Below are 25,617 nucleotides of genomic sequence, written 5' to 3'. Positions count from 1 at the left end.
AAATTTACATTCGGATAATTTTTTTGTATAAAAGAGAAGATGAATAATAAGCATATCAATAAATATTTTATTTTGACAGGTCACATCTAACAGTTACACGCTCTGTTCCGCTTAATGTACATGTAAAAAGCGTCAGAGACCAGTCACCAGAATTCATTTTACCAGTATCATTTCCGCTAAGAATTTCAATTTCAGATACCTTATATGCATAAACGTTTCCGTTTGCATCTATAAAGTATATATCATCATTTTCCTTAAGCTGTTTGAGTTTTCCAAAATGACTGGAATAATTGTGTCCGGCAATTATCATCGAATTTTCATTAATATTTCCGCTGTACCTGCATGGTGCAAGTTTCAGATTATCATAATCCCATTTATTCATTACCGGAAGCTTGATATCCAGAGACGGTATATGTAAAATCCCTATATAATTATGTCCGTCCGCTGTCAGAAGCTTCATATCTTTATCAGGAACAAGCTGATTGTCAACTGAATTTATTTCATCAAAAGGATTTTCAAGTTCAGGAATCTGGTGTTCAAGCTCTTCAAGAATTTTTAAAGAATAATCCTCAGCACTTTTGTCAGTATGTATGTTATAGAAAACAAGGGACAATGCCGATGCAATAAGCACTGCCCCAGTTATAATAAATATTACTCCGATTTTACTTTTCATTTTTATGCCTCTTGTCAGAATTTATTTTCCATCCGGCAGAAAGCATGATAAGTCCCGCTGCTGACATTACCGGAACAGGCCACCATAATTGTCCTGTTTGCGGAAGCTTTTGAGTATTTGTTTCAGCTGATGTTACAGAAACCGGCTCAGTAAGTGCAGCAGAAACAGAAACAGGAACAGGAACAGGAACAGGAGCATAAGTATTATTAATCACAAATTCCTTATCACTGTCTATATTGTTATTTACCATAATTTCATTTTCTGTATATGTTACATTATAATTTGCCGGTACATTTTCTTCAACAACTGACCATTTATATTCAGACGAAAGATTCTCCCAGACATTCTCCCAATTATTGCTTTCATTTAATACTGCACTGTCATATTCCACACCATTTTTAAGCAGTACAGCTTTAACAGATTCCGGACGGCTGTTCACATCATCATTAGTCCAGATTTTTTTTACAGTACAGTCAAAATTGTAAATTCTCATTGATGCCGGCATAACCTTAAGTTTGGGAACAGTATTAACATCATATCTCCAGTCAATTCCGGTACTGTCATCATCAGAAAGTTCAACCAGAGACGGAGACGGCATGTAATACATATCATCCACTACCACTGATTCGCCGGTAATAAGATAAAGTCCGAAATCAAGTCCGCTGAACACAATTTTTCCATCCTCGTTTGTCTTACCAGTTTTTAGGGGTGTTATTTTATCTGCCTGTACATATGTTTCAAGAGTTACTGCTGCTGCCTGAAGCTGAGATGTGGACAGGTTATTAATAGACACCGGATATTTACTGAAGGTTTCAGTAAAAGTATATTTTTTTCCGGATGAAATATCCGCCACTCTGTAAATACTCCATGTCATATCACTTAATACTACGTCTTCCTTCTGACACGTTATTGTAAGTGTATCTGCTTTATCACCCTCAGCCGAAACCGGAAAACAGCTGAAAATAATCAAGGTCAGACAAATAATTAAATACTTAGAAATCTTCTTTTTCAAAGCTGTCACCATCCTTTGGGTTTCTTTTTTTCCGGAATCCGCCTGCCATTAAAATTACAAATAATATTAAAAGAAACGGTGCCGCAATAGCTGGAGCCACCAGAATCGGTTCAACCTGAACTGCATCAGCCGATACTCTGACTGAAGCTTGTGATGCTGTTTCAATTCTTGTGCCTCTTACAAGCAGGCGGTGCGTATTAACGCCGTATGGCGTACATGTAACAAGAGTCACATAATCCCTTCCGTCAGAAATTTTAAGATTATCAGTTTCATCAGGTTTTACAACAGATATTTTATCCACAGAATATGTTAAAACTTCATCAAGAACGGTAATAGTAAAAGTATCTCCTATATCCAGCTGATCAAGGTCACTGAAAAGCTTTGCCGACGGGAGTCCTCTGTGGGCAGATATAACACAGTGAGTACCTGATCCTCCTATAGGAAGAGTTGACCCCTGAATATGCCCCACAGCCACGTTAAGTACTTCATCACTCGTTCCATGATATATAGGAAGCTCAACATTTATTTTGGGTATTGTTATATATCCCATAATACCTGTGCCTGTTACATCCAGTGTATTCTCATAGCCCTCTATTTCATCATAGTTTTCAAGCGGAGATGGCAGAGCTTTCAGCTTTTTATTATAGTTTTTGGAAGCTGTCAGCATTCTGCGGTAATCAGCGCCTTCCATGTTATTCAAAATCTGATCATAATTTTCAATCGCATGGTTCTGGGCTCTTGAATTCCAGTAGTCGCTTACTGAAGGATACAGCATTACGGAGAGTCCCACGAAAAAAAACAGTATTAAAATTATTGTAGATATAGAATTTTTTCTCTTAGCTTTCATGAGACGCTCCCTAACGCTGTCCGCAGAGAAGTCTCTGCGGACAAACGATATTTATGGACTGATTTTTTAACTTACAAATAAAATTACATTCCCTTGTTCTTCATACGTTTTCTGGTAATAAGGATAACAGCTGCACCGACCATTATAACTCCACCGACTACATAGAAAACTGTCGTACCTATACCGCCAGTACCTACAAGCTTTGAGCCTGAAAGGTTTTCGATTTTAGCAGTAAGACCCGAATGCTCCTTGGCATTATTTACAGTAGCTGTAAGAGTTGAAAGTTCATTGCCGTCTGTATTATAAGTTGAAGCAAATGTCACATCAACATCTTCACATTTGCTGTATCCGCTTGGAACAGTTGTTTCTTCCAGTGTATACTTTGTATTATCGTCCAGACCAAGAATTGTAAATGAACCGGTTGCATCAGTTACTATTTCTGTTACACTTCCGTTCGGGTCAACGACATAATTTGTTCCGTCTTTTTTAGTAAATTTTATAACTGTGTCATTATCCTTAACTGTGAAGCCTGCACCCTTTAATGGATTTCCATTTTTATCAACCTTATTGATTGTAAACTGATAAGTCCAGTCATAAACTTTTGAATCAGGTGTTCTTCCATTTGATGATGTATCATAAGGATTATTGGAATATTCAAGATAAGCTGTATTGTCATTGTGATTTGTTGTGTCAACTGCACCGCCAGATACTAAGGCACTGGTATTAAGTGTTGCAGAATAATATGTATAAAGAACATCATTCTTTGCGATCACACCATCTGTAACAGCCTTATTGATGTCAAAATCAACAGTAAGTGCCTGTCCTCCTGCCACAGCATTAACTGTATAATATGATGAAGCAAGTACATCAGTGTCATTAACCTTTACAGATACTGAACCCTGATTGAATCCAAGACCGCTGGTCATAGTATCATGGATAACATAAGTATAGTCACTGTAACCATTAAGGTCCGGAACCTTTGATTCGAGGCGGAAATTAACAACATCACCAATCTGGTTATCGCCTACAACACCCCATGAATCATCATCATTATGCTGAATCTTTTTAGTAAGTGACGGTGCATCAAGCTTAGTTTTAACGTTTGCATCTGGAGAAGCTGTATCAAGCATTACAAGTGATGTAACAACATCATCTCCGGCATTGCCGCTTAAATTCTTAGCAGTACCGAAAACTACATAGTATCCCGCAGACGGAACTGTAATAACAGCAGACTGTCCGGAAGCTGTTGCACTGCCCTGATTTACTGTATCTGCAACTGTCTGATCCTTTATAAATGTTGTGTACACATAATTACCGAATTCCTGTGCATTGGATTCACTAATATTATTGATATTGTATGAACCATAATTTGTGCTAAGACAGGTATTATCAGTACTATAAGTGTACGCATCAGCACTAAGGTCAAAAGTAACATTGAACACTTTATATGCTTTGTACTCTATACCATCAATTGACACTGCCGTATTTTCATTTGTAACAGTAATAGTAAAATCATCGGCAGAAGCGGAAAATGCACTTAAGCAAAATGTCATAACTGCAATAAGCATAATACTTAAAAAGCGTCTGGTTTTTTTCATAAAATCATTTCCTTTCCATTTAAAAATTTTATTTTAACAGCGTGATTTAAAACGTTCCTTACGTCTTCTGCGCCGCTTACTGAGGAGGTAAAATGCAGATGAACCTGAAATTAATATTACACCGATAATTATAATATGTTTATTTCCGGTTCCTCCTGTTTCAGGCATTTCATTTGTATATCCTTCGCCTCTGTTTGTAATATAAATGATGCCATTGTTTGCTCCGTTATTATCATAGCTTGGGGTATAGCTTGTAACTGTTGTATTCTCTCTGACATAATAATAGTAATTATATCCGAATTCATCAGTTGCAGGAATATTATCCCACTTATATGACCAGCTGTTATCGTTTGTTAATAATGCAGTGCCAACTGAAACAGCATCATCCGGGATACCGGTTATAGGAACACCCATTTCCTCATTTCCGATAAATACAGCATAATCAGATATTTCACGTGCATAATCGAAGGTTATATCCCATATCATATCAGTTGTTACATTACTGAACCCTAAAATATATGTTGAATAATCTTCTTCAATATATTGCCATCCATCAGGACGCTCCGTAAACCATGACCAATTTGCATTTGCATTCCATGAGAATCCATCCACATTATTGTTGAAAATATTAACTTCTTCAGTCGTTCCATTTTTAGTAAGATAAATTGTTGGATAGGATTTATACCATGACATAAATGTTCGAATATCAATTACTAAATCTGCACCACGTTGAACTGTGAATGATCTGGTAATATGATTATCTTGATTATCATGAAAATTAAATATAATTTCCGGACCATCAATCTTACCAGACGGATCTTTTTTAGACTGAAACAGCTCAACCTCAACAGGATCATGAATACCGGAAAATCCCGGAGGATCGTGCCAGAATTTCTGAACTTCTATTTCTGTTTTCTGCATCTTTTCATTTGTGATTGTAATAATTCCACCTTTTAAGAGAACTTTCACATCTGCAGTTTTAACATCTGACGGCAAAGAAGTCGGGCAGCTGTTTTCTGCAAAATAATGAGGAATTATTGATTTGATATAATCGGTCGGAGCATTAGCCTCAACTATTTTATAAAGTACCCCGTCTTCAACTTCCGGAAGCATTGCCTTTCCGTCACTTCCTGTAGAAATATTATAAGCTGCAGTCTGTTCCCCTTCTGAACCACCTGTGGTTTCAGCACTCCATTCCGGAATCTTGCTTCCGTCATCAGCACTTGTTATATTTGTCATTACCAGCCATTGAGTGCCGTCCCACTTGTAAAGTGAAAATTCAGCACCTGAAAGCTTTACACCATAGTTGTCTGCATCAACCTTTTCAATTTTCAGATAGTCATCTGCAATAGCATGTGCTGCACTTTCATTGTTCAGATAATATCTGTCAGTATATGAAGCATTCTGGCTGCTGCTGTCAAATTCCAGAACAGCTGAATTGTAAATGTCAACACCGTTGTCATTAGGTTCAAACCATTCAGGATTTTTGTAAACACAATGATATCTGTAATGAATTTTCAGATGAGTTTTATCCGGAAGTTCAACTTTGAATGTTGCATCAATACCATCATTTGCATAGCTTAAATTATATTTTGACGGATCAAGCTCTGTGAGCTGTTCAATACCATTGCTGTCAGTTTCCACACTGTATATTTTTACTTCTACTAATGTAGGAACAAAAGCATTATACTGATAATTAATCTTATCGCTTACAGTAATTTTACCATTATTTGAAAGAAGTTCCGCCTTAGGATTAACATCAATTGAATAGTTGATATATCCGTCATAGCTGTCACTTGGATCAGAACCTGTCTTTGTAATCAAAGAACGCTCTAAAACCTGTGTTTGTTCTGAAGTATAAATTCCGTCAGTAATAGTATTCTTAAATGAAGTGCGTCCTCTTGCATCTTTATTCTGCTTCATATATTCTTCTGAAACAGTAACTGAATAATCAATTCTGAATTTGTTTCCGTTATGCAGTGAACCCGGAACAGTAAATTCAACAATCTGCTGACCGTTTTCATTTTCAGAAATTGTATAAGTCATTGTACTGTTTTCAACAAGACTATAATTTCCTGTACTCCAGTCTCCGTACCGGACAGATCTTTCATTTAAAACTGTACCGGCTGGAAGAATGTCAGTCATAACAGCATCAGTATCTGCAAGGAAATAATGGCTTTCATTTACATCAATATACCATTTCAGAATTATATTACCATTTTCATCTTTTTCAAGGTCATTTGTATTGTGATATGTTTCATTACTGCTTGAAATCTGATTTGATATACTGCAATCAAATTTGCTGAATGGTTCTTTTTTATATTCCCTGTACTGAGCAGTTGATTCAATACCTGCAAATTCAGCCTTATTTGAAAATAGTCTTTCACTGCCCTCGGTCATGTTTTCTGTGATGCCCATAGCCGAGTAATAAATATAGATATCACAAAGCTCGCTGATTTTATCAGTATCCGCAAATACTATTTCAAATGAATAAATGTCATCTGTATCATTTGCAATCTCATTGCCATTTACATCATACCATTTAATTGTATAATCGGTGTCCTTCTCAAGATTTACCATAGAGTAATCAGATTTGTAGCCAACGAGATTTAAAGCATCCTTCTGCTGAGATGTCATGTAATGATAATTGCTGTCAGCAGTCATTGTATCATTATAAGTCTGACCATTAAAGTCACCGGTCTGAAATTCAAGCTTTGCAAGCCAGTCAATTATAACATTCCCCGATGCATCGTATGAAGAAGATCGGCAACTTTTGTTAACATACTGGCGATCTGCCCATATACTTGCATTTGCCTGAGGAGCATTTATTTCTGTGTCTCCGTTTTTCAGAACAGCCTTATTGCTTACAGTATTATCAGCAATAGCGCTTCGATCCGGCAGCTTTGTTTCATAAACCAAAGTATATTTAGCTCCGTTTGATGAAGCACTGAATGAAAAAGTATTAGTACTTTTATCAAGACTTCCGGTTGTACCCGACCAGTTATTAGAGTCATCCAGTGTTTCGATAATATTGCCGTTTGAGTCTTTGATTTTCAGACCATTTACCGTAATTCCCAGCATATCATCTGATATGGAATATCCGTCAAGAGCATCCCCGAAAGGATTGGTAACACTAATTGTCCATTCAACCATATCAGACCTGTCATTATACTTGCCTTCTTTAGTAATACCGCAGTTTACTGCTGCTTCGGCATAGCAGGTTTTTTCATCAGTCAGTGTTCCGTTTGATACAGAAATACTGTTATCAGCTTTGATAAGTGTATCCTGAGTACCCGGAGTCAGACTGGCGGTGTAATCAATCGAATAGGATTCATTTGTTCCCAGTGCCGGAAGACCTGTTATAGTAACTGTTCCGTCATCTGCGACGCTGACAGTTCCGCTTACTTCAGAAGTACTTCCATCAGAAGCTGTTTTTGTGAAAACAGCTGTATCACCATCATTCCAGTCAAGATGAATAAGGCTTCTGTTAATGTATGAAGGAAAACTGTCTGTAACAGTGATATTTCCATCACCGCTGCCATTATAGCTTTTTATTTCAACTGTATAAGAGACCTTTTTTGTACTTCTGTCATATCCATTGTATAACTTGTTTACTGACAAATCATTTGATGGAGCAGTTTCCTGAAGAAACGGAATATTATCAGAAACTCTTCCGATAGTAACTGTTTCATAGTTACTGTTCTCATCTGTCTTGTAAACATCTGCATTAAATGAGATGTCACCGGAAATTGATGCACTTCCGTCTTTAACAAAGTTCTGGTCAAAATCGATAATAATATATCCGTCGTCAGTAATTTTGTATGTACCGATTTCCTGACCTTCTTTTCTTACGATACCGGATTTTTCTTCAGTAATAACAACATTGTCAGGAAGCAGACAGTGAATCTGTCTGTTAGTACTGTTGTTCATAAGAGTATTTTCCGGCAGATTATAGTTAATAGTAAATTTTACAGTTTTAACATTTGTCTGACTTGAAGCTCCGGCGACCTCTTTATGTGTAACACTTTTTATAAAGTTGCCGAAATCCACGCTGATTTCATCTATGACTGTAACATTACCGTTAACTGAATAAGTATTCCTTGATTTAAAAGTTTTGACTTTAACTGAATTTAAAAGCGTGTCACGTTCTGCGTCAATAGGATCAATTATAATTACTTCCGGTTCATTTTTTTCTGTTTCTTCCGGATTTTCATCTGTCTGAGTTTCTTCTTCTGCTTCTTTTGTACTTTCAGTTTCCGCTGGAGGGGATTTATAGCATTCATCGGTATGCGTATGTTCTTCCTTGCCGCATATAAGTTCTCTTTCATAACATTCGGCCGTATGCGTATGAGGTTCTTTTTCCGGTATATCGCAATTCAGAACTGTTTCAGTAGTATAGCATTCGTCTGAATGAGTATGATTTTCATCTTCTTCCAGACCGCAGACAAGCTTTGTTTCTGTAGTATAACAGTCTTCACTATGCTGGTGACCTTCCGTGTCTTCAGTGCAAATAAGAGTTTCGGCATAACAATCTTCACTATGAGTATGCTGTTCCTTCTGACAGACAAGTTCCCCTGTCATACTGACCGCAGGAGTAATAAGACTGGAACAAACAATTGCAATAACCATTACAGAAAGGAGAATCAATACAAATAAATAACGCTGATCATTCTTATGCTTATGTAAAAAATTCTGTACTATATTATTGATGTTTTGCATACCTCATTCCCCCTTTCTTATTTTATCACGCCAAACCTTTCAAATGGCCATACACGGAAAATTACTTTTCCCACAATATACTCATCTGCTATACATCCTACAACAGATGATCGGCTGTCAATAGAAGTGGAACGATGATCGCCCATTACAAATATTCTGTTTTCAGGTACCTGATAAGGCAATTCTATATCACATTCACCCAGTGCCTTGTCAGTTAAATACGGTTCGTCTATTTCCTTTCCGTTTACACTCACCGTTCCGTCATCGGAAATATCAATTACATCTCCCGATGTTCCTATAACACGTTTAAGAAGTATTTTATTATTAAAATAGAAAGCCACAATATCGCCGGTTTCAAAACTGCTTCCCTTTCTGCAAAGTACAAGATCGCTTCCGTATAATGTAGTTTCCATGCTTGATCCTGTAACTCTCAGAACCGGAAGAAAAAGGGTTGAAATAAGAACTGCTGCTGCTGCCACAGCTACGAGAGTAAAAACAGTTCCTCTGAGCATTCTTCCGTATTCCCTTTTATGACGGATTCTTTTCAGTTCCGCCTGAATCTGGCTTGCAGAAGGGGTACTATCATTAAGTTTATCTGACATTTCAAGTGCCTCACTTCTAGCTGTTCAAACCGGATTTTTTTCCTGTTCAGATATTTCTTTAATAATACTGTCATTAAAGAACGAAGCAATGTGGCTGTCAAGAGACGAAATTGCAGTACATTTTTCCTTGATTTCCTTTATTTTATTCTGACATTGAATATTTGTTTCACTAATCTTTCTGCTGCATTCATCATCTGTCATCGCACGTTTGCCGCGGCATTCAATTTCAGTTTTATTTTTCAGATCATAAGCTTCTTTCTGAGCCTGTGCAATAATATCTGCGGCTTCCTGCTTTGCTTTGGAGATAGTATCATTATAAATAGTTTCCTGATCACTGTGCATTTTTTTTATATTGTTAAGATATACATCTGCCGCCTCCTGCGCAGCCTTGAAAACGCCGTTGAGTTCCAGTGCTGCTTCCGCAATATTTCCGGACTTATCCAAGGCAATTGATTTTTCGTTAAGCTGTTTTTTGAGCTTTTGATTTTCTTCCTTTTCTTTATCCAGATCCGATTTAAGATTAAGCATTATTTCAAGAAGTTCAGGACGTCTGAGCTTCTGAAGTTCTTTGTCCGTCATGGGGGATTCTCCTTTTCAAGAAATATGGCATTGTTATATATATTCCATATATTCCGCATTCATTCGGCGAATTTTTTGTGACAATTTGTACTAAAACAATACAGATTTCGCCAACCATAAATAAAAATTATTCCTATTATTACTATACAACATTTTTTAAATTTTGTCTATAGTTTTTAAAATTTATTTTATAATTTTTTAAAAAAATCTATAAATATCACAAAATTTTTTTTAATTTTTTTATAATTTAATTGAATTTGTAAAATGAATAGCTACGCAAATTATAAAGCTAAGGCACCTTGTAAAAACAAAGTGCCTTATCATCAAAAATATATTATAAATTACTGTTCTTTGCCGTAATATGCAAGTCTGTAAAGCTTCTTGAGTTCTTCAATTCTAGGCAGACGTGGGTTAGCAGTTGTACACTGGTCATTAAATGCCTTATATGCCAGATCATCAAGAGCATTTTCATAAGTCTTAGGATCAATATAGGATCTGCTGTCCTTTTCTCCTGCTTCCTTAATTGTAAGAGGAATATTTACTTCTGTCATAAGTTTTCTAACAGCATCAGCCAAAGCCTTTACACCTTCCTGAGCTGTTGCATTCTGAGGTACAAAGCCCATCATTTTTGCGATTTCAGCGTAACGTTCAGGAGCAATATAATGGTCATATTTTGGCCATGCAGCAAATTTTGTAGGTGTAGGTTCACCATTGTATTCAATAACATGCGGCAGCAGATAAGCATTTGCAAGACCATGAGGAATATGGAATTCACCGCCGAGCTTGTGAGCCAGTGAGTGGTTAACACCCAGGAACGCATTTGTAAATGCCATACCTGCGATACAGGAAGCATTGTGCATTTTTTCTCTTGAAAGCTCATCAGCATTATGATATGAGCTTGGGAGATATTTGAATACAAGCTTAATTGCGTGAAGTGCCAGAGCGTCTGTATAATCATTTGCAAGAACTGAAACATAAGCTTCAATTGCATGTGTCAGAACGTCAAGACCTGTAAATGCTGTAGATGCCTTAGGAACTGTATATACAAATTCAGGATCAATGATAGCTACATCAGGTGTCAGCTCATAGTCAGCGAGAGGATACTTCATGTTCTTGCTTTTGTCTGAAATAACAGCAAAAGAAGTAACTTCTGAACCTGTACCGGAAGTTGTAGGAATTGAAACCATCTTAGCTTTTTTACCCATCTTCGGGAACTTGTAAACTCTCTTACGGATATCCATAAACTTCTGAGCCATGCCGATAAAGTCAGCATCCGGATTTTCATAGAACAGCCACATAGCCTTAGCAGCATCCATTGCAGAACCGCCGCCGAGAGCAATAATAACGTCAGGCTGGAATGAATTCATAACGTCAACGCCCTTACGTACTGTTGTAAGATCCGGATCCGGTTCAACCTCACTGAAGATTTCAATTGTAGGCTTGTTAGCATTTTTATTGAGCTGATATGTTACTCTGTCAATATATCCGAACTGAATCATACCAGGGTCAGCAACAACCATAGCTCTGTGAATGTCAGGCATCTTTGCAAGATACTGAACTGAGCCTGGTTCAAAATAAATCTTTTCTGGAACCTTAAACCACTGCATATTCAATCTCCTCTTAGCAACTTTCTTTCTGTTAATAAGATTCTTAACTGTAACGTTTTCTGATACAGAGTTTTTACCGTAAGAACCGCAGCCAAGTGTCAGTGAAGGAGCCATTGAATTATAAACATCACCGATAGCGCCGAATGATGCAGGTGAGTTAACAACTATACGGCTTGCCTTCATTGTTTCGCCGTACTTTTCAATAAGTGCGTCATCAGAAGAATGAATAACAGCTGTATGACCTGCGCCGTGCTTTAACATTTCCTCACACATTTCAAATGCATGGTCTGTTGTATCTGCCTTAACAACAGCAAGAACAGGTGAAAGCTTTTCAAGTGCCAGAGGATATTTTTCAGCATTTGTACCGCCCAGTTCAACACAAAGAACCTTAGTTTCCTTAGGGATTGTGATACCAGCCTTTTCAGCGATCTGCCATGGATACTGTCCGACAACCCAAGGCTGAACCGCCATTTTTTCAACATTGATTACAACATCCTGAATCTTCTGGATTTCATCAGGCTTTGCAAAGTAACAGCCATGTTCCTTCATGAATGCAACTGCTTCATCATAAATTTCTGTATCAATGATAGCAGCCTGTTCTGAAGCACATATCATACCGTTATCAAATGATTTTGAAAGAATAAGATCATTAACAGCCTGTTTCAGTTTAGCAGTTTTTTCAATGTAGCAAGGTGTGTTGCCAGGACCGACGCCGAGTGCCGGCTTACCAGCTGAGTAAGCAGCCTTAACCATTCCCGGACCGCCTGTTGCGAGAATTGTTGCTACATCAGGGTGATTCATAAGAAGTCCTGTAGCATCAATTGAAGGATGTTCAATCCACTGAATACAATTTTCAGGAGCACCGGCTGCAATAGCGGCATCTCTGATAATTTCAGCAGCTCTTACAGAGCATTTCTGTGCATTTGGATGGAATCCGAAAATAATCGGGTTTCTGGTTTTCAGGCAGCTGATTGCCTTAAACATTGTTGTTGATGTAGGATTTGTTACTGGTGTAACGCCGGCAACGATACCTACAGGTTCGCCGATTTCAACGTATCCTTCGTCTACGTTGTCTTCAATCACGCCAACTGTCTTCTCATACTTAATTGAGTGCCAGATATATTCTGTTGAAAAAATATTTTTTGTAACCTTATCTTCAAAAATACCTCTGCCTGTTTCATCAACAGCCATTTTTGCAAGTTCCATCTGTGCGGAAAGACCTGCAAGAGCTGCCGCCTTGGTAATTGCGTCAATCTGTTCCTGGTCAAGCTTCATGTACTCGTCAAGAGCAACCTTAGCCTTTTCAACCAGACCGTCTATCATTACCTTCGGGTCGATCTGAGGCTGTTCAGCAGTCTTCTGAGCTTCTTCTTTCTTAGCCATAATGCAATCCTCCTGAAAATATAAAATAATTTTTTATTTCATTATGCATTGTTAATTTCTTAACAATGTCATTATACCATATTGTTATTTTTTTGTCAAGCTTTTCGGGTATGTATTTTCTGCCGAAATCGACTTAAATTCAAGGCATTATTTACTGCAAAATGTCAAATAGTTTTAAGATAAAACTAATCACTCATTATTTTTAAAATATTCTTCCAGTATTTCCGCAGCATCTCCCACCAATTCAGCACACGGACGTTTTTTATAATATTCTGCTGTTCTTTCAGATGGAACATGGCTTGTATCATTTCCATCAATTCCCAGAAGCTGACGGCAGACGATATAATGATTCTTTTCTTTAAATTTTTCCGCAAGTTCCTGAATTCTTTTGTAATGTTCAGTTTTGCCGGTTCTGTCATCAGGAGAACAATAACCGTATTTTAAACCTGCCGCCATAAACATTCCGCTTACAGCTCCGCATACTTCACGCATTCTTCCCATTCCTCCGCCAAATGATGAAGAAAGTTTCATTGCTGTGTCAAAATCCATTCCCAGATCTTCAGCAAATGCCCCCAGAACTGATTGAGAACAGTTATACCCTTTCTTAAATAAATCCTTGGCTTTTTCTGCCTTGTTCATACAAACCTCCGCTATTTTAATTTTATTAAAGTGTATATATGTCAATAGCCGTCATAATAATATTCCGAATCCTCATAATACTGGTTGTCCTCATAATAATCATCATCATAATAATATGAATCTTCTTCATAGTCCTGATAATTCTGATCGTTCTGATCATAGTAATCAGAATAATAATCCTGCTGTGTTGATTCAGTATAATCATAGCTGTGTACCAAATCAGGATCTATCACTGATGCCAATGACTCATATATATTAACATGGTCGTAAATATGAAGTGGATCAGTATAATGAGTACCCTCAGCACCAGTAGTTACAAGAATATATTTTTCACCGTCTATTTCTGCACAGGAAGCAAGACAAAGCCCTGCTTCACTGGTATAGCCTGTTTTTCCGCCTAAAAAGACACCCCCTGCAAATTCATCTGAATCAAGTTCTGAAAACATAGTACTGTACAGAGTAATACCATATGGATTATAATCCGTTTCGGTGTAATAGTTCTGACTGGTAAAAATTTCATAAAACTCATCATTATTCAATGCATAAATCAAAAGTTTTGAGATATCTGATGCAGTTGAATAATGATTATAATTATGAAGTCCCACTGAATTTGTAAAATGAGTATCATCCATTCCCAGCTCTTCAGCTTTTTCATTCATAAGTGCAACAAAAGCATCCTCGGAACCGCTTATATATTCAGCCAGTGTCAGACAGCATTCTGCCCCGGAGGACAGCAATGCACCATAAAGAAGATCTCTGTAAGTCACACTTTCATATGCAGAAAATCCGGCTGTTGACGCTTCCTCATATTCTATATATTCATATATATCTCCGGGAATAATAACATTTTCATCCAGATTATATATATTTTCAAGGGAAACTATTACCGTCATTATTTTTGTAAGTGAAGCCGGATAAATCTGCAGATCTTCATTTTTTCCGTATATCATATTTCCATTCAGATCTGTCAGCAGTGCTGTCTGACTGTAAACATCCGCATCGCTGATATTGATTGTCAAAGGCACAGAATTTTTTTCAGTTGTTTCCTCTGTTTGAGCATACTCCTCTGTTTGCGATGATTCGGTCAAAGAATTATTATCTGTTACAGTATTTTGATCTGCATTAGCCTGTGTATCATCATGTCCGGATAAAAGTTTAATTCCGGACACTATTATAACTACCAAAATAAGAATTAATACAATCCATAAAAAGGCTGTCCCGGATTTTTCCTCTTTATTTTTTTCTTTCATTTTCATCCTCCGAGCATTAATTTCAATGCGTATTATACCATATAGTACGAAAACAGTCAATAGCACTGCAATCAGGCTGCTAAAAATTTGTTATAAAAACTTGATTTTTTTTTCATCATATGATATAATAATAAAGCTTTTGGTATTTATGAATTTTTTATGGAGAGTTGTCCGAGAGGTCGAAGGTGCGAAACTCGAAATTTCGTGTCCCCCAAAAAGGGACCCAGGGTTCGAATCCCTGACTCTCCGCCAGGTGCGTGACCGCACAGGACAAATCGGGTTTCATTTTGTGAAACCCGATTTTTCTTTATGTATCTATTTATGTATCCATATATTAAATCAAGCTTTATATTTGGTACTGTCTGTATTAAAATGATAATAAAGAACCCGGATAAGCAATCCGGGTTCTTTAATACAAAATTACTGATTTTCATTAATAAGTCTCTGCTCATGTTCTTCAAAAGCAGTACCCTTGGTAAATTTGTCAACCTGTAATTCACCTTTACTGTCCTTGTCAGTGTCTTTGGACTTATAAACAAACTTCAGAAGAATAGGCGTAATAATAGTTGTAACTACAACCATGATTACAATTGGTCCGAAATATTTTTCATTCATCAGTCCGACTGCTTCACCCTTGCTGGCAACAATCAGTGCTACTTCGCCTCGTGAAATCATGCCAATACCAATTCTAAGGCAATCCTTGTTCTTGAATCCGCATATCTTGGCACCAAGTCCGCAGCCGATAATCTTTGTCAGTACGGCAACAACTAACAGTATAACTGCAAAAAGAATTATACTTGCACTCATTTTAGGAATTACAACCTTAAGACCAATACTTGCAAAAAATACCGGTGATAAAAGCATATATGAAAGCGTTTCAAATCTGTTGGTAAGGTATGTTGCTCTCGGACCGTTTGACAATGCCAGTCCGGCAACAAATGCACCGGTAATATCGGCTACGCCAAAGAACTTTTCCGCACAATATGACATTAACAAGCAGAAAACAAATCCGATAATAACATATCTTCTGAGATCCTTTTTGGATCTTCCTGTCCATTTGTTGAAAAGGAAATTAAATCCAACTGCAACAGCAATAGCGAAAACAAAGAAAAGAACGATTTTTAACATTACGATTCCGATATTTACGGACTTGTCTGCACAGGAAGTTACAACAGTCAGTGCAATAATACCCAGAATATCATCAATCAGTGCAGCTCCCAGTATCGCATTACCGGATTTTGAAGAAAGGCGTCCCATTTCCTTAAGAGTTTCAACTGTGATGCTGACAGAAGTTGCAGTAAGAACAATACCAATAAATATATTCTGAAGCATAAGGCTTGTAGGAAGATCATTTTCCTTATTGAATATTGCAGCAACTCCCCAGCCAGCGGCTAAAGGTACAATAACACCCAGAAGTGCAATTAAAAATGAAGACTTACCGGTTTTTTTAAGTTCCTTGATATCCGTTTCCAGTCCGGCACAGAACATAAGAACAATTACACCGATTTCAGAAACCTGTTTTATAAATTCAGTTTCTTTAAGAATTCCAAGGCATGCCGGACCTAAAATAAGACCCGCAAGAAGTGCGCCGACAACCTGGGGCAGCTTTACTTTTTTTGTTACCAGTCCGAAGAGTTTGGTGCTGAGCAGAATCAAAGCCAGCGAAAGCAAATAATCATACTCCATTATTCATTCCCCTTTACAATAAAAAACGACCCACAGACAATAGAAAAAAGTCTGTAAATCGCCGTTGATTATTTTAGTGAATATAAACCCGGCCGTGAAACACTGAATAAAGCCTGTATAGAGTGGTATGCAGAATTTAATCAAGATTCCACCTTACTGTAAAATGTAAAAGACCTTTTTTTCATATTCCTAATTAATTATATCACTTTTTTTAAAAAAGTCAATAAAAAACTGAAAATACTTTATTTTAATATTACGCCGGATTTTCTCAGATTTTTTGTATAAAATACACTAAAACATATAGTAAAAATTTAACTTATTTAAAAAAATTACGTTAAGTTGCCCGTTGAAAAAAATAAAAATATATGTTATAATGAAAATAATATAATTATGATGATTCATGATTTTTTATCATATGGCGATATAAATCTGGCATGCTGCCGCCAAAAGAACAGCAGTGCATTTTTGCAGAAACGGATAATTTATGAATAAAACCGAATCACGAGAGGATTATCTCGAAACTATATTATTATTAATGAGAAAAAACGGAATGGTTCGTTCTATAGATATTGCAAATGAACTTAACTATTCCAAAGCCAGCATAAGCCGTGCTGTCGGACTTCTGAAAAGTAACGGATTTATTAATGTTGATATAAATGGGTATATCACTTTTACCGGTCCGGGACTTCAGCAGGCTGAAGCAATTTATGAACGCCATACAACAATTAAAAAATTTTTTATGGAAGTTCTTGATGTGTCAGAACAGAATGCTGAACAGGACGCATGCAAAATCGAGCATATTTTAAGCGATGAGAGCTACGAAAAGCTGAAAAATTATAAAAAATAAGCATATATATTTTTTCATACGCCTGTAACCGGATTTTGAAAGTAGTGATTTTATGGACCGAAAATTTTACACGTCTGTTATTGCCTCAGCTTTAATCTGCTGTCTGGTTTTTATTTTTCTTGCATTTTATTCCGTAGGTGTTATTGACCGTTCAAATACCAGAAATCTCCTTAATGACCGCATTGATCAGGTCTGTGAAAAACTGGACGACAATATTTACGAATCAAAAGAATTGACTGAAGAAATTTATAATAATTATAAATCAAAATCAAGAGTCCTTGCAATCATGCTTTCAAAAAATAAATCTATAATGACTGACGAAACTTCTCTTGAAGAACTCAGAATGGCTATCGGTGCAAATATCATAAGTATTACTGACAGTAAAGGCATAATTCAATTCAGTACAAATCCCTCAAGTGAAAATAAAAAGGCATATGAAGATTTTTTTCCGGCAATTGACAACAAGGTATTTTCCGAAGCAGTTTTAAATACAGAAAATAATCATACAAGCGTTATTACCGGATGTTCACGTCTTGATGCTCCGGGAATAGTTCAGATTGAATTTATTCCGGAAAACGCTGAGTATCTCCTTGACCTTACTGATATATCAAAAACACTGACTGAAATGCCGGTGCTGAAAAACGGTCATATGGCGATAATTCAGGCTTCAGACTACAAATATATCAGCCATACTGATTATACACTTGTTGGTACAAAAGCACAGTTTTCAGAAAGTGATTTTCCGGAAGAAAAGGGATGGTTTTCTTCCGAACATGATGGTCATGACGTATTGGTACAGTATCAGAAGCATAACGATAATATAATAATCGGAATGGTTTCTTACGATGAAATATATAATCGCAGAAATTCCATTATAAAATGGACCATATTTATTGTTCCGGTTACTGCCGGAGTAATAACCCTTACATTCAGAAATAAAATTATCCATATACAAAACCGAAAGGAAAAGAAATGAAGTTTTTTCATATTTCAGATATACATTTAGGGAAACGCTTTAAAGGCGTTTCTTTTATTAATGACCAGAAATATATTTTAAATCAGATCACAGAGCAGATAAAAATACATAATCCGAACTGCATTGTAATTGCCGGAGATATTTATGATAAAAGTATTCCCCCAACCGAGGCTGTTGAGCTTCTGGATAGTTTTCTGACAAACCTTGCACAAACGGGAATATATGTTTTAATAATAAGCGGAAATCATGACAGTGCGGAAAGACTTCAATTTGCCGGAAATCTGCTTGAGAAAAATAATATTTATATAGCGTCAGTATTTGACGGCTCAATGAAAAAGGTCACTGTAAAAGACTCATACGGCGATTTTGATTTTTATCTTCTTCCTTTTTTTCGTCAGTCACAGGTCAAATCCATTTTCAAAGACTGTGAAATAAACAGCAATACTGAGGCATTAAAGGCTATTATTGACAATACCAAAATAAATCATGATAACAGAAATACTATTGTGCTTCACCAGTTTGCAGCACCTTCTGCTCAGAGTATTTCTTTCAGCGATTCTGAAACACAGTCTGCCGGAGGTCTGGACATCATCAGCACTCAGCTGCTCAAAGATTTCGATTATGCGGCTCTCGGACATATACATAAACCTCAGAATATGGGTACAAAAATCAGATACTGCGGAACACCGCTTAAATATTCATTTTCAGAAGCCAGTCAGGAAAAATCCATTACTGTTGTTGAAATCAATAAAAAGAACGAAACACATATTGACCTCATACCATTAAATCCACTCCATGAAATGCGTATTGTAAAAGGTCCGTTTGAAAAGCTTCTTGAAGCCGCAGAAAAAGAACCTTCTGACGATTATATTGATGCAGTCATTACTGATAATGAAATATTATCAGACCCAATAGGAAAGCTGCGGCAATATTATCCTAATCTGCTTCAGCTGGAATTTTCCAAACGGGACAGAAAAATAAAAACTCATTACAGTGAAAATTTTATCTCCAAATCAACATTTGAACTTTTTTCTGATTTTTTCATGATGCAGAATGGACGTGAATTTTCTCCGGAACAGAAAAAGATAGTTGAAGAACTTTTAAAGGAGGAAAACTATGAAACCGATTAAGCTTTCAATGACCGCTTTCGGTCCTTTTGCAGATACAGCGGAAATAGATTTCAGCAGTATTCAAAATGGTCTGTTTCTTATAAGCGGTGATACGGGTGCTGGAAAAACAACCGTTTTTGACGGCATATCATTTGCTCTTTTCGGGAATTCCAGCGGATGTGCCAGAACAGCAGACACATTCAGAAGTCATTTTGCTGACGATAAAACAGAAACAAAAGTTTCTCTGGAATTTGAACATCGTGGAGAAAATTACTATATTGAGCGTATTCCACAGTATGAACGCCGGAAAATCCGCGGCAACGGAACTATAAAACAATCAGCCCGGGCAGAGCTTACGATGCCTGACGGCAAAATAATTGACGGTGTTTCCAAAGTTAATCAGCAGATCGCTGAAATAATCGGAATCGACTGGAAACAATTTTCACAGGTTTCCATGATAGCACAGGGAGAATTTCAAAAACTGATTCTTTCAGGCAGCAGTCAGCGAAGTGAAATATTAAGAAAGCTTTTCGGTACTGAACACTTAGTAAATCTTCAGGAAAAATTAAAATCAATGTCAGCAGATGCCAGACGTCAATGTGAGTTGTCAGTCAATTCGGCTGTACAATATTTAAGCGGAGCAATGCTTACAGATTTTTCCTCAATGAAACAGATTACCGATAATTTTGATGCCGGCAGCTGGGAACAGGCTGAAAATTTAATCAGTCTGGAAATATCCAAGGATAAGGAAAGCTTTGAACATCTGAATCAGGAAAAAACATCACTAAATTCAGAATATGAAAAACTGATACAGGAACAAAGTGAAGCATTAGCCATAAATGATGCTTTCAGACAGCTTGTACAGGCAAACAAAGACAAGGAAACTCTTGACAATTTAAAACCGGTAATTGAAAATAAAAAGACTGCTGTAAAAAACGGAAAAACAGCCCTCATAATTTTAAAGCCTTTATGGGACGCTGTAAAATCTGCTGAAAACCAAAGGGAAAATCTGTTACATAATATATCGGAAAACAATAGTGAAATTATTAAGTTAAACAAAGATTCTGCTTTAAAAAATGAGAAATTAAAGGAACTTGAAAAGCAAGCCCCGGATATTGAAAAAAAACAGGCTAAAGCTAATAAAATAAATCTTTTGCTTCCTAAATATGATGAAGCTCAGAAGCTTTTATTGAATGTTCAGAAAATAACTGAAAATTTAAATACAATACAAGATAATATTACTGATCTGGAAGAAAAGTTTAAAACTGCCGATATAAGAAAAAAACAGTGGGAAGAAGCAGTAAAAAGCAAACAGGAAATAAATGATAATCTTGGTGCATTCAGGCTTAGCATTGAAAAACTTAAGAATATGCTGAACATTTTAAACTCTCTTAAGGCTTCTGTTGACGAAAAAGAAAAACTTGTAAAATCCCTTGAAAGCAAACGTCCGAAGTATATAAATGCAGAAAAAAGCTATATAAATTCAAAACAAAAGTATGATAATACAGAATTATTATTTATGAGAAATATGTCAGGAATACTGGCTGAAAAGCTTGAAGATGGTTTGCCCTGTCCTGTCTGCGGAAGTTTAAATCATCCGGATATTTGCAAAACTGAATGTACAGATATTAATGAGGAACAGCTGAAAAGTGCTAAAAATGATTTTAATAAGGCAAAAGACAATTTTACTGTTCTGCAAATTGAAACAGAAAAAATAAATGCTTCAATCAGACAAATTGACAATGATATTTCATCCAGAATCGAAGAAACCTTCTGTCAGAAAATAGAACAAAATGATTTTCAGAAATTCATATCAATTCAGCATTCGGATATAAATGAACAGATAAAAAAACAGACCGAAACTGAACAGATGCTTAACAAAAAAATTGAATATATTAAAAATGCAGAAATTAAGCTTGAAAAGCTGGCTCTACAGCGAAAAAATGCTGAGGCAATTTATCAAAAATACAAAGATAATTACACCGCACTTTTGTCTGACAAGGCATCAGCTGAAAGCAATTACAAGCTTATTATTTCAGAACTTGAATATTCTTCAAAAAAAGATGCTGAAACCGCCCTTGTAAATCTATCTACAGAAATATCAGAATATAGGGAAAATATTGATAATACAAAAAATGAAATTGCTGACATAAATACCCGATTGTCTGCCGAAAAAAGAAGTCTTTCAGAAAATACTGCCAAACTGGAAGAACTTGACTCTGAAATAAACAAAGTAAAAAAAGATCTGGAATCAGCAATGTCTCAGAATAATTTCACGACAACACTTTACAATCAGAGTCTTATTTCAAAAGAAGAAATAGAAAATCTTGAAAACGAAATTTCATATTATAATGAACAGATAATAAAAAACACCGAATTAATCAATAACCTGAGCAAAACCACAAAAAATAAAAAGGAATGTGATATTACCGGATTAAATGAAAAAATCGGTATACTTAAAAACAATATTGATTCAAATGAAAAAAGGCTTCGTGAAATATATAATAAAATCAAAACAAATACTGAAATCATCAAAAAGCTCAAAAATGAATATTCACTGTCTGAAATCAAACAGAAATATTATGCAATGATTTCTGAATTATCCAGAACTGCCAATGGAAATTTAAGCGGCAGAGAACGTATTTTACTTGAACAATATGTACAGGCATTTTATTTTGAAAAGATAATAGACGCTGCCAATATAAGGCTGAACAGTATGACATGGGGACAATATGAGCTTTGCCGTACTTCCGGAACCGACCAGCGTCAGCAAAGCGGACTTGAACTTAGCGTTCTGGACAATTATACCGGAAAGATCCGCCCCGCACGTTCCCTGTCCGGAGGAGAGTCCTTCAAAGCAGCATTATCTCTTGCACTTGGACTGTCAGATGTAATCCAGAGTTTTTCCGGCGGAATTGAGATATCCTCAATGTTTATAGACGAGGGCTTTGGCTCACTGGACAGTGAATCTCTTGAACAGGCAGTAGAAACCCTGAAGTCATTAAGCGGCGGAGACTGTATGATAGGAATCATTTCTCATGTCAGCGAACTTAAAGAAAAAATTGACCGGCAGATAATAGTTGAAAAAAGTACAAAGGGAAGTACTGTAAAACTTGTCTGATCAGTCATAACAGCACAAAGCAACTATTGTAATATTATCCTGACTTCCGTTTTCAATCGCAAGCTTCACGAGCTTTTCAAGACGTTTCGGAAGCTTTGCCGGAAGATCCAGAATATCCTCCATCTCAGTACAGGTCACATAATCAGAAAGTCCATCAGAACATATAAGAATTAGATCCCCGTATTTCATTATTTCATGAAGATTTTTTATATCCGGCTTAGGCTCTGATGAAACATTTCCCATAACAGGAAAAATAATATTTTTATGTACATGGTGCTTTTTTTCATCAGCAGTAATTGTGCCTTCCTCATAAAGCAGCTGAACCAATGACTGATCTCTTGAAATCTGCTTTATATCTCCCCTTCTGTATCTGTACATACGGGAATCCCCCACATTAACGGTATACAAATTATCGTTTTCATCAATAGCAATTGCACAAAGGGTAGCCTGCATATTTTTTGTTTTGTTATCCTGAATACCATAGTCATATAAATCTCTGTGTACATTCATCACAGCCTTTTTCAGATCAGTATCCGAACTGAATTTCACCTGGCTTAAAAATTCCAGACATTTTCTTGAAGCCAGTTCACCGTAGCTTTCTCCGGATACTCCGTCTGAAACAGCCGCAAGAAACGGAGGAGCAACCATTACGTCAATATTCCCCTCTGTCATGACTTTGCCTGATATCATATAAGCATCTTCATTATGTTTCATTACACCTTTGTCAGTTATTCCACAGCAATAGTACATTGTTACCTCACTCGAGAATCATGATTTTTTATTTTTGTTCTATATACCTAATAATTATACAATAGCGGCTATAAATTTTCAATATCTATTTGCCATAAAATACTTTACAAGTTGGTGACAAAATACCAAAACAGTCAATTTAAAACATGTTTTCTTTAATAAATACAAAAAACGGGATTCTTCTTCATACGAAAAAGAATCCCTAGTTTTATTTTTTGGCTTCAAGTGCCTTGCGTTTCTTCTTATTTTCATACATAATCTTATCAGCAATTGTTATCAGATTATAAAGTGACTGCTCATTATTTGCTTTAGTAATATAATAACCGATACTTGCATGTACTTCATACGGCTTTTCAGAAATCCGGTTTACATTGTCAAGATAATCTTCTATTTTGCGATTAATTTTAATAGCAGTATTTTCATCTGCATCAGCTGCAAATATTATAAATTCATCTCCGCCAAATCTTGCACATACCTGTCTGCCGCTGTCATCTGATGCATTTTTCAGAGCCTCAGCTATGGATTTCAACGCAAAATCCCCTTCATTATGCCCGAATTTATCGTTAATATATTTTAAATTGTCCATATCAATAAACATTATCATAACACCCAGCTGTTTATTGATACATTCATCATAAAGAAGACGGGTATTTTTATTCAGTCCGTTTCTGTTATAAATCTGCACCAGAGGATCAATAACAGACATCTGATCAAGCCTTGCAACCATTCTGTCAAGGCATATAATTTTTCTTATATTTTCCAGAGAGTTGCTTATGTTCATAACCCATGTATGATAAAGCGCACTTTCCATCGGAAAACTGCAGTTGCATACAACGCAATAACCCAGACAATGCTCTCTGAAATGTATAGGCATAAAATAGTACACACTGCTTTTAACAGAATCCTTAAAAAGCTCAGGAAGCATTTCCAACGATTTGAATTCCTTATAATCAATAAAATTACCGTTTATATATGAAACAATCGGATAAACATTTTCAGTATAGCCGTTTACCGTATAATTATCAGAATCATCATAATCAATATTCCAGTTTTCACACATACACAGAAAGAATTTTTCACATTTTATTTCCTTGACAAGCTCTTTTATAACTGAAATATTTTCCTCCAGCGTAACACATTCCTCAAGCTCACAGGACATTCTGTTAATAAGCGGAACATAAATATTATAAGTTTCCAATGCTCTGTAATTTGATTTTTTAAACTGTGAAATATCATCAATGATCTGGTTAGGGCATCCGCAGCTTTCTGCAAAAATATATTCAGTAGGCAATATATTACTTTGATTACTTTTGCACCCGTTAATATGATCATAAATTATTTTACATGCAAGCGCTCCCGACTGCTTCAGCGGTCTTGTTACAGAACTGATTTCCGGAGCATAATTCTGTGCAGCATAAATACTGTCAAAACCAGTAACCAGAACATCAGACGGAACATTCTTTCCGTACTTTTCCAGTTCTATGACAGCAGACAATGCCATAGCATCGTTTGCACAAATAATTGCCTCAGGAAATTCCAGATCGGATTTCAAAAATGCACGAACCGCCTCACGTCCGTCACTGCCCCTGAAAAGACCATGATATATTCTTTCTTCTTCAATTTCGATGTTATTTTCCTCAAGCACATTTTTATATGCCTGCAGTCTGAGTATACTTTCAGGATTATTATCGGGTCCGGAAATATAGTTTATTTTTCTTGCACCATGATGTTCAACAATATGTCTTACCATTACTTCCATAGCCGAAAAATTATCAATACCGATATAATAAAATCCATCAATATTGTTATCTATACTTACAGTAGGAATACCTGCCTCCTTAACTCTGGCAACAATTTTTTCAGTCACCTCAGTAGAAGCAATTGTATTAGTAAGCAGAATAACTCCATCAAATTTTGCAAAATTTACAAGTTCATAAATATTATATTCGCCGACATCATATTTCTGGCTTTTTAAAATTCCGCCGTAAGCGATAAAATTACTTACATTTATATTGTGTTTTGATGCAAAATCCTGAATTCCCTTTAAAATAGTATTTTGATATTCCTCATCTATTCCTGAAACAATTACAGCAATATTAACTGTTTTTTTGTTCATCATTCTACACCATTTTCCTAAAATTTATATTTTTATTAACTTTATAAAAGCTTCCGGGATATTCTGACAAAAAAAGACAGTTTATAAAGTTCCTCTATACATT

At 36.2% G+C, this 25,617-nt stretch carries 17 protein-coding genes and 1 tRNA gene; 5 read left to right on the top strand and 13 right to left on the bottom strand.

Features of this window, described 5'->3' with window-relative positions; all coding sequences use genetic code 11:
- Positions 1–67: 67 nt before the first annotated feature.
- The 10 genes from ACI4WO_RS08100 to ACI4WO_RS08055 form a co-directional block, all read right to left on the bottom strand.
- On the bottom strand, positions 68–673 hold the full coding sequence (locus ACI4WO_RS08100; RefSeq protein WP_439807050.1) for a sortase: 606 nt from the start codon (positions 671–673) through the stop codon (positions 68–70).
- Positions 663–1,685, bottom strand: a complete 1,023-nt coding sequence (locus ACI4WO_RS08095; RefSeq protein WP_439807049.1) for a Cna B-type domain-containing protein — start codon at positions 1,683–1,685, stop codon at positions 663–665. The genes ACI4WO_RS08100 and ACI4WO_RS08095 overlap by 11 nt, the downstream gene beginning before the upstream one ends.
- The gene (locus ACI4WO_RS08090; protein ID WP_439807048.1) at positions 1,666–2,532 is read right to left on the bottom strand and encodes a class C sortase; all 867 of its coding nucleotides are present in this window, start codon (positions 2,530–2,532) and stop codon (positions 1,666–1,668) included. Before ACI4WO_RS08090 ends, ACI4WO_RS08095 begins: the two co-directional genes overlap by 20 nt.
- Positions 2,533–2,615: 83 nt before the next feature.
- On the bottom strand, positions 2,616–4,130 hold the full coding sequence (locus tag ACI4WO_RS08085) for a SpaA isopeptide-forming pilin-related protein (protein WP_439807047.1): 1,515 nt from the start codon (positions 4,128–4,130) through the stop codon (positions 2,616–2,618).
- Positions 4,131–4,163: 33 nt separating this feature from the next.
- Positions 4,164–8,849 carry a SpaA isopeptide-forming pilin-related protein gene (locus ACI4WO_RS08080; RefSeq protein WP_439807046.1) on the bottom strand — a complete coding sequence of 1,562 codons (4,686 nt, stop codon included), beginning with the start codon at positions 8,847–8,849 and terminating at the stop codon, positions 4,164–4,166.
- Between the two features lie 17 nt (positions 8,850–8,866).
- The gene (gene lepB / locus ACI4WO_RS08075; RefSeq protein ID WP_439807045.1) at positions 8,867–9,451 is read right to left on the bottom strand and encodes a signal peptidase I; all 585 of its coding nucleotides are present in this window, start codon (positions 9,449–9,451) and stop codon (positions 8,867–8,869) included.
- Positions 9,452–9,475: 24 nt separating this feature from the next.
- Complete coding sequence (locus ACI4WO_RS08070) at positions 9,476–10,030, bottom strand: hypothetical protein (RefSeq protein ID WP_439807044.1); 555 nt, start codon at positions 10,028–10,030, stop codon at positions 9,476–9,478.
- 341 nt (positions 10,031–10,371) lie between these two features.
- Positions 10,372–13,020 (bottom strand): bifunctional acetaldehyde-CoA/alcohol dehydrogenase, encoded by a 2,649-nt coding sequence (adhE, locus tag ACI4WO_RS08065; protein WP_439807043.1) that lies wholly within the window; start codon positions 13,018–13,020, stop codon positions 10,372–10,374.
- Positions 13,021–13,209: 189 nt separating this feature from the next.
- Positions 13,210–13,659 carry a C-GCAxxG-C-C family protein gene (locus ACI4WO_RS08060; RefSeq protein WP_439807042.1) on the bottom strand — a complete coding sequence of 150 codons (450 nt, stop codon included), beginning with the start codon at positions 13,657–13,659 and terminating at the stop codon, positions 13,210–13,212.
- A gap of 41 nt (positions 13,660–13,700) precedes the next feature.
- Entirely contained in the window at positions 13,701–14,909 is a 1,209-nt protein-coding gene (locus tag ACI4WO_RS08055; RefSeq protein ID WP_439807041.1) for a D-alanyl-D-alanine carboxypeptidase family protein, read from the bottom strand.
- A gap of 161 nt (positions 14,910–15,070) precedes the next feature.
- Between ACI4WO_RS08055 and ACI4WO_RS08050 the strand changes: the two genes are divergently transcribed.
- Positions 15,071–15,161 (top strand) — tRNA-Ser (locus ACI4WO_RS08050).
- Between the two features lie 168 nt (positions 15,162–15,329).
- Here ACI4WO_RS08050 and ACI4WO_RS08045 read toward each other — a convergent pair.
- Positions 15,330–16,598 (bottom strand): cation:proton antiporter, encoded by a 1,269-nt coding sequence (locus tag ACI4WO_RS08045; protein ID WP_439807065.1) that lies wholly within the window; start codon positions 16,596–16,598, stop codon positions 15,330–15,332.
- Positions 16,599–17,079: 481 nt separating this feature from the next.
- On the opposite strand from ACI4WO_RS08045, the gene ACI4WO_RS08040 reads away from it, so the two are divergent.
- Genes ACI4WO_RS08040 through ACI4WO_RS08025 form a run of 4 tightly spaced genes read left to right on the top strand, consistent with a single transcriptional unit; the run spans position 17,080 to position 22,648 of the window.
- Positions 17,080–17,442, top strand: coding sequence for a metal-dependent transcriptional regulator (locus ACI4WO_RS08040; protein ID WP_439807040.1), 363 nt, complete (start codon positions 17,080–17,082; stop codon positions 17,440–17,442).
- A gap of 52 nt (positions 17,443–17,494) precedes the next feature.
- On the top strand, positions 17,495–18,418 hold the full coding sequence (locus ACI4WO_RS08035; RefSeq protein ID WP_439807039.1) for a hypothetical protein: 924 nt from the start codon (positions 17,495–17,497) through the stop codon (positions 18,416–18,418).
- Positions 18,415–19,548: an exonuclease SbcCD subunit D gene (locus tag ACI4WO_RS08030; RefSeq protein ID WP_439807038.1), complete on the top strand. Its 1,134-nt coding sequence runs from the start codon at positions 18,415–18,417 to the stop codon at positions 19,546–19,548. Before ACI4WO_RS08035 ends, ACI4WO_RS08030 begins: the two co-directional genes overlap by 4 nt.
- Positions 19,535–22,648 carry an AAA family ATPase gene (locus tag ACI4WO_RS08025; RefSeq protein WP_439807037.1) on the top strand — a complete coding sequence of 1,038 codons (3,114 nt, stop codon included), beginning with the start codon at positions 19,535–19,537 and terminating at the stop codon, positions 22,646–22,648. The genes ACI4WO_RS08030 and ACI4WO_RS08025 overlap by 14 nt, the downstream gene beginning before the upstream one ends.
- Here ACI4WO_RS08025 and ACI4WO_RS08020 read toward each other — a convergent pair whose 3' ends face one another.
- The gene (locus tag ACI4WO_RS08020) at positions 22,649–23,398 is read right to left on the bottom strand and encodes a PP2C family protein-serine/threonine phosphatase (protein ID WP_439807036.1); all 750 of its coding nucleotides are present in this window, start codon (positions 23,396–23,398) and stop codon (positions 22,649–22,651) included.
- A 208-nt stretch (positions 23,399–23,606) separates the two neighbouring features.
- Positions 23,607–25,514: a substrate-binding and GGDEF domain-containing protein gene (locus ACI4WO_RS08015; RefSeq protein ID WP_439807035.1), complete on the bottom strand. Its 1,908-nt coding sequence runs from the start codon at positions 25,512–25,514 to the stop codon at positions 23,607–23,609.
- Between the last annotated feature and the right edge of the window lie 103 nt (positions 25,515–25,617).

The sequence above is a fragment of the Porcipelethomonas sp. genome (genome assembly GCF_051893655.1).
GTDB lineage: Bacteria > Bacillota > Clostridia > Oscillospirales > Ruminococcaceae > Porcipelethomonas.
This window is presented reverse-complemented; position numbering and strand designations above follow the sequence as displayed.

What these genes read in the sequence shown, in the direction of transcription:
- ACI4WO_RS08085 (WP_439807047.1), bottom strand. Translation starts at nt 4,130, where the DNA reads ATGAAAAAAACCAGACGCTTTTTAAGTATTATGCTTATTGCAGTTATG.
- ACI4WO_RS08070 (WP_439807044.1), bottom strand. Translation starts at nt 10,030, where the DNA reads ATGACGGACAAAGAACTTCAGAAGCTCAGACGTCCTGAACTTCTTGAA.
- ACI4WO_RS08030 (WP_439807038.1), top strand. Translation starts at nt 18,415, where the DNA reads ATGAAGTTTTTTCATATTTCAGATATACATTTAGGGAAACGCTTTAAA.
- ACI4WO_RS08015 (WP_439807035.1), bottom strand. Translation starts at nt 25,514, where the DNA reads ATGAACAAAAAAACAGTTAATATTGCTGTAATTGTTTCAGGAATAGAT.
- ACI4WO_RS08100 (WP_439807050.1), bottom strand. Translation starts at nt 673, where the DNA reads ATGAAAAGTAAAATCGGAGTAATATTTATTATAACTGGGGCAGTGCTT.
- ACI4WO_RS08055 (WP_439807041.1), bottom strand. Translation starts at nt 14,909, where the DNA reads ATGAAAGAAAAAAATAAAGAGGAAAAATCCGGGACAGCCTTTTTATGG.
- ACI4WO_RS08080 (WP_439807046.1), bottom strand. Translation starts at nt 8,849, where the DNA reads ATGCAAAACATCAATAATATAGTACAGAATTTTTTACATAAGCATAAG.
- ACI4WO_RS08060 (WP_439807042.1), bottom strand. Translation starts at nt 13,659, where the DNA reads ATGAACAAGGCAGAAAAAGCCAAGGATTTATTTAAGAAAGGGTATAAC.
- lepB (WP_439807045.1), bottom strand. Translation starts at nt 9,451, where the DNA reads ATGTCAGATAAACTTAATGATAGTACCCCTTCTGCAAGCCAGATTCAG.
- ACI4WO_RS08035 (WP_439807039.1), top strand. Translation starts at nt 17,495, where the DNA reads ATGGACCGAAAATTTTACACGTCTGTTATTGCCTCAGCTTTAATCTGC.
- ACI4WO_RS08040 (WP_439807040.1), top strand. Translation starts at nt 17,080, where the DNA reads ATGAATAAAACCGAATCACGAGAGGATTATCTCGAAACTATATTATTA.
- adhE (WP_439807043.1), bottom strand. Translation starts at nt 13,020, where the DNA reads ATGGCTAAGAAAGAAGAAGCTCAGAAGACTGCTGAACAGCCTCAGATC.
- ACI4WO_RS08025 (WP_439807037.1), top strand. Translation starts at nt 19,535, where the DNA reads ATGAAACCGATTAAGCTTTCAATGACCGCTTTCGGTCCTTTTGCAGAT.
- ACI4WO_RS08090 (WP_439807048.1), bottom strand. Translation starts at nt 2,532, where the DNA reads ATGAAAGCTAAGAGAAAAAATTCTATATCTACAATAATTTTAATACTG.
- ACI4WO_RS08020 (WP_439807036.1), bottom strand. Translation starts at nt 23,398, where the DNA reads ATGTACTATTGCTGTGGAATAACTGACAAAGGTGTAATGAAACATAAT.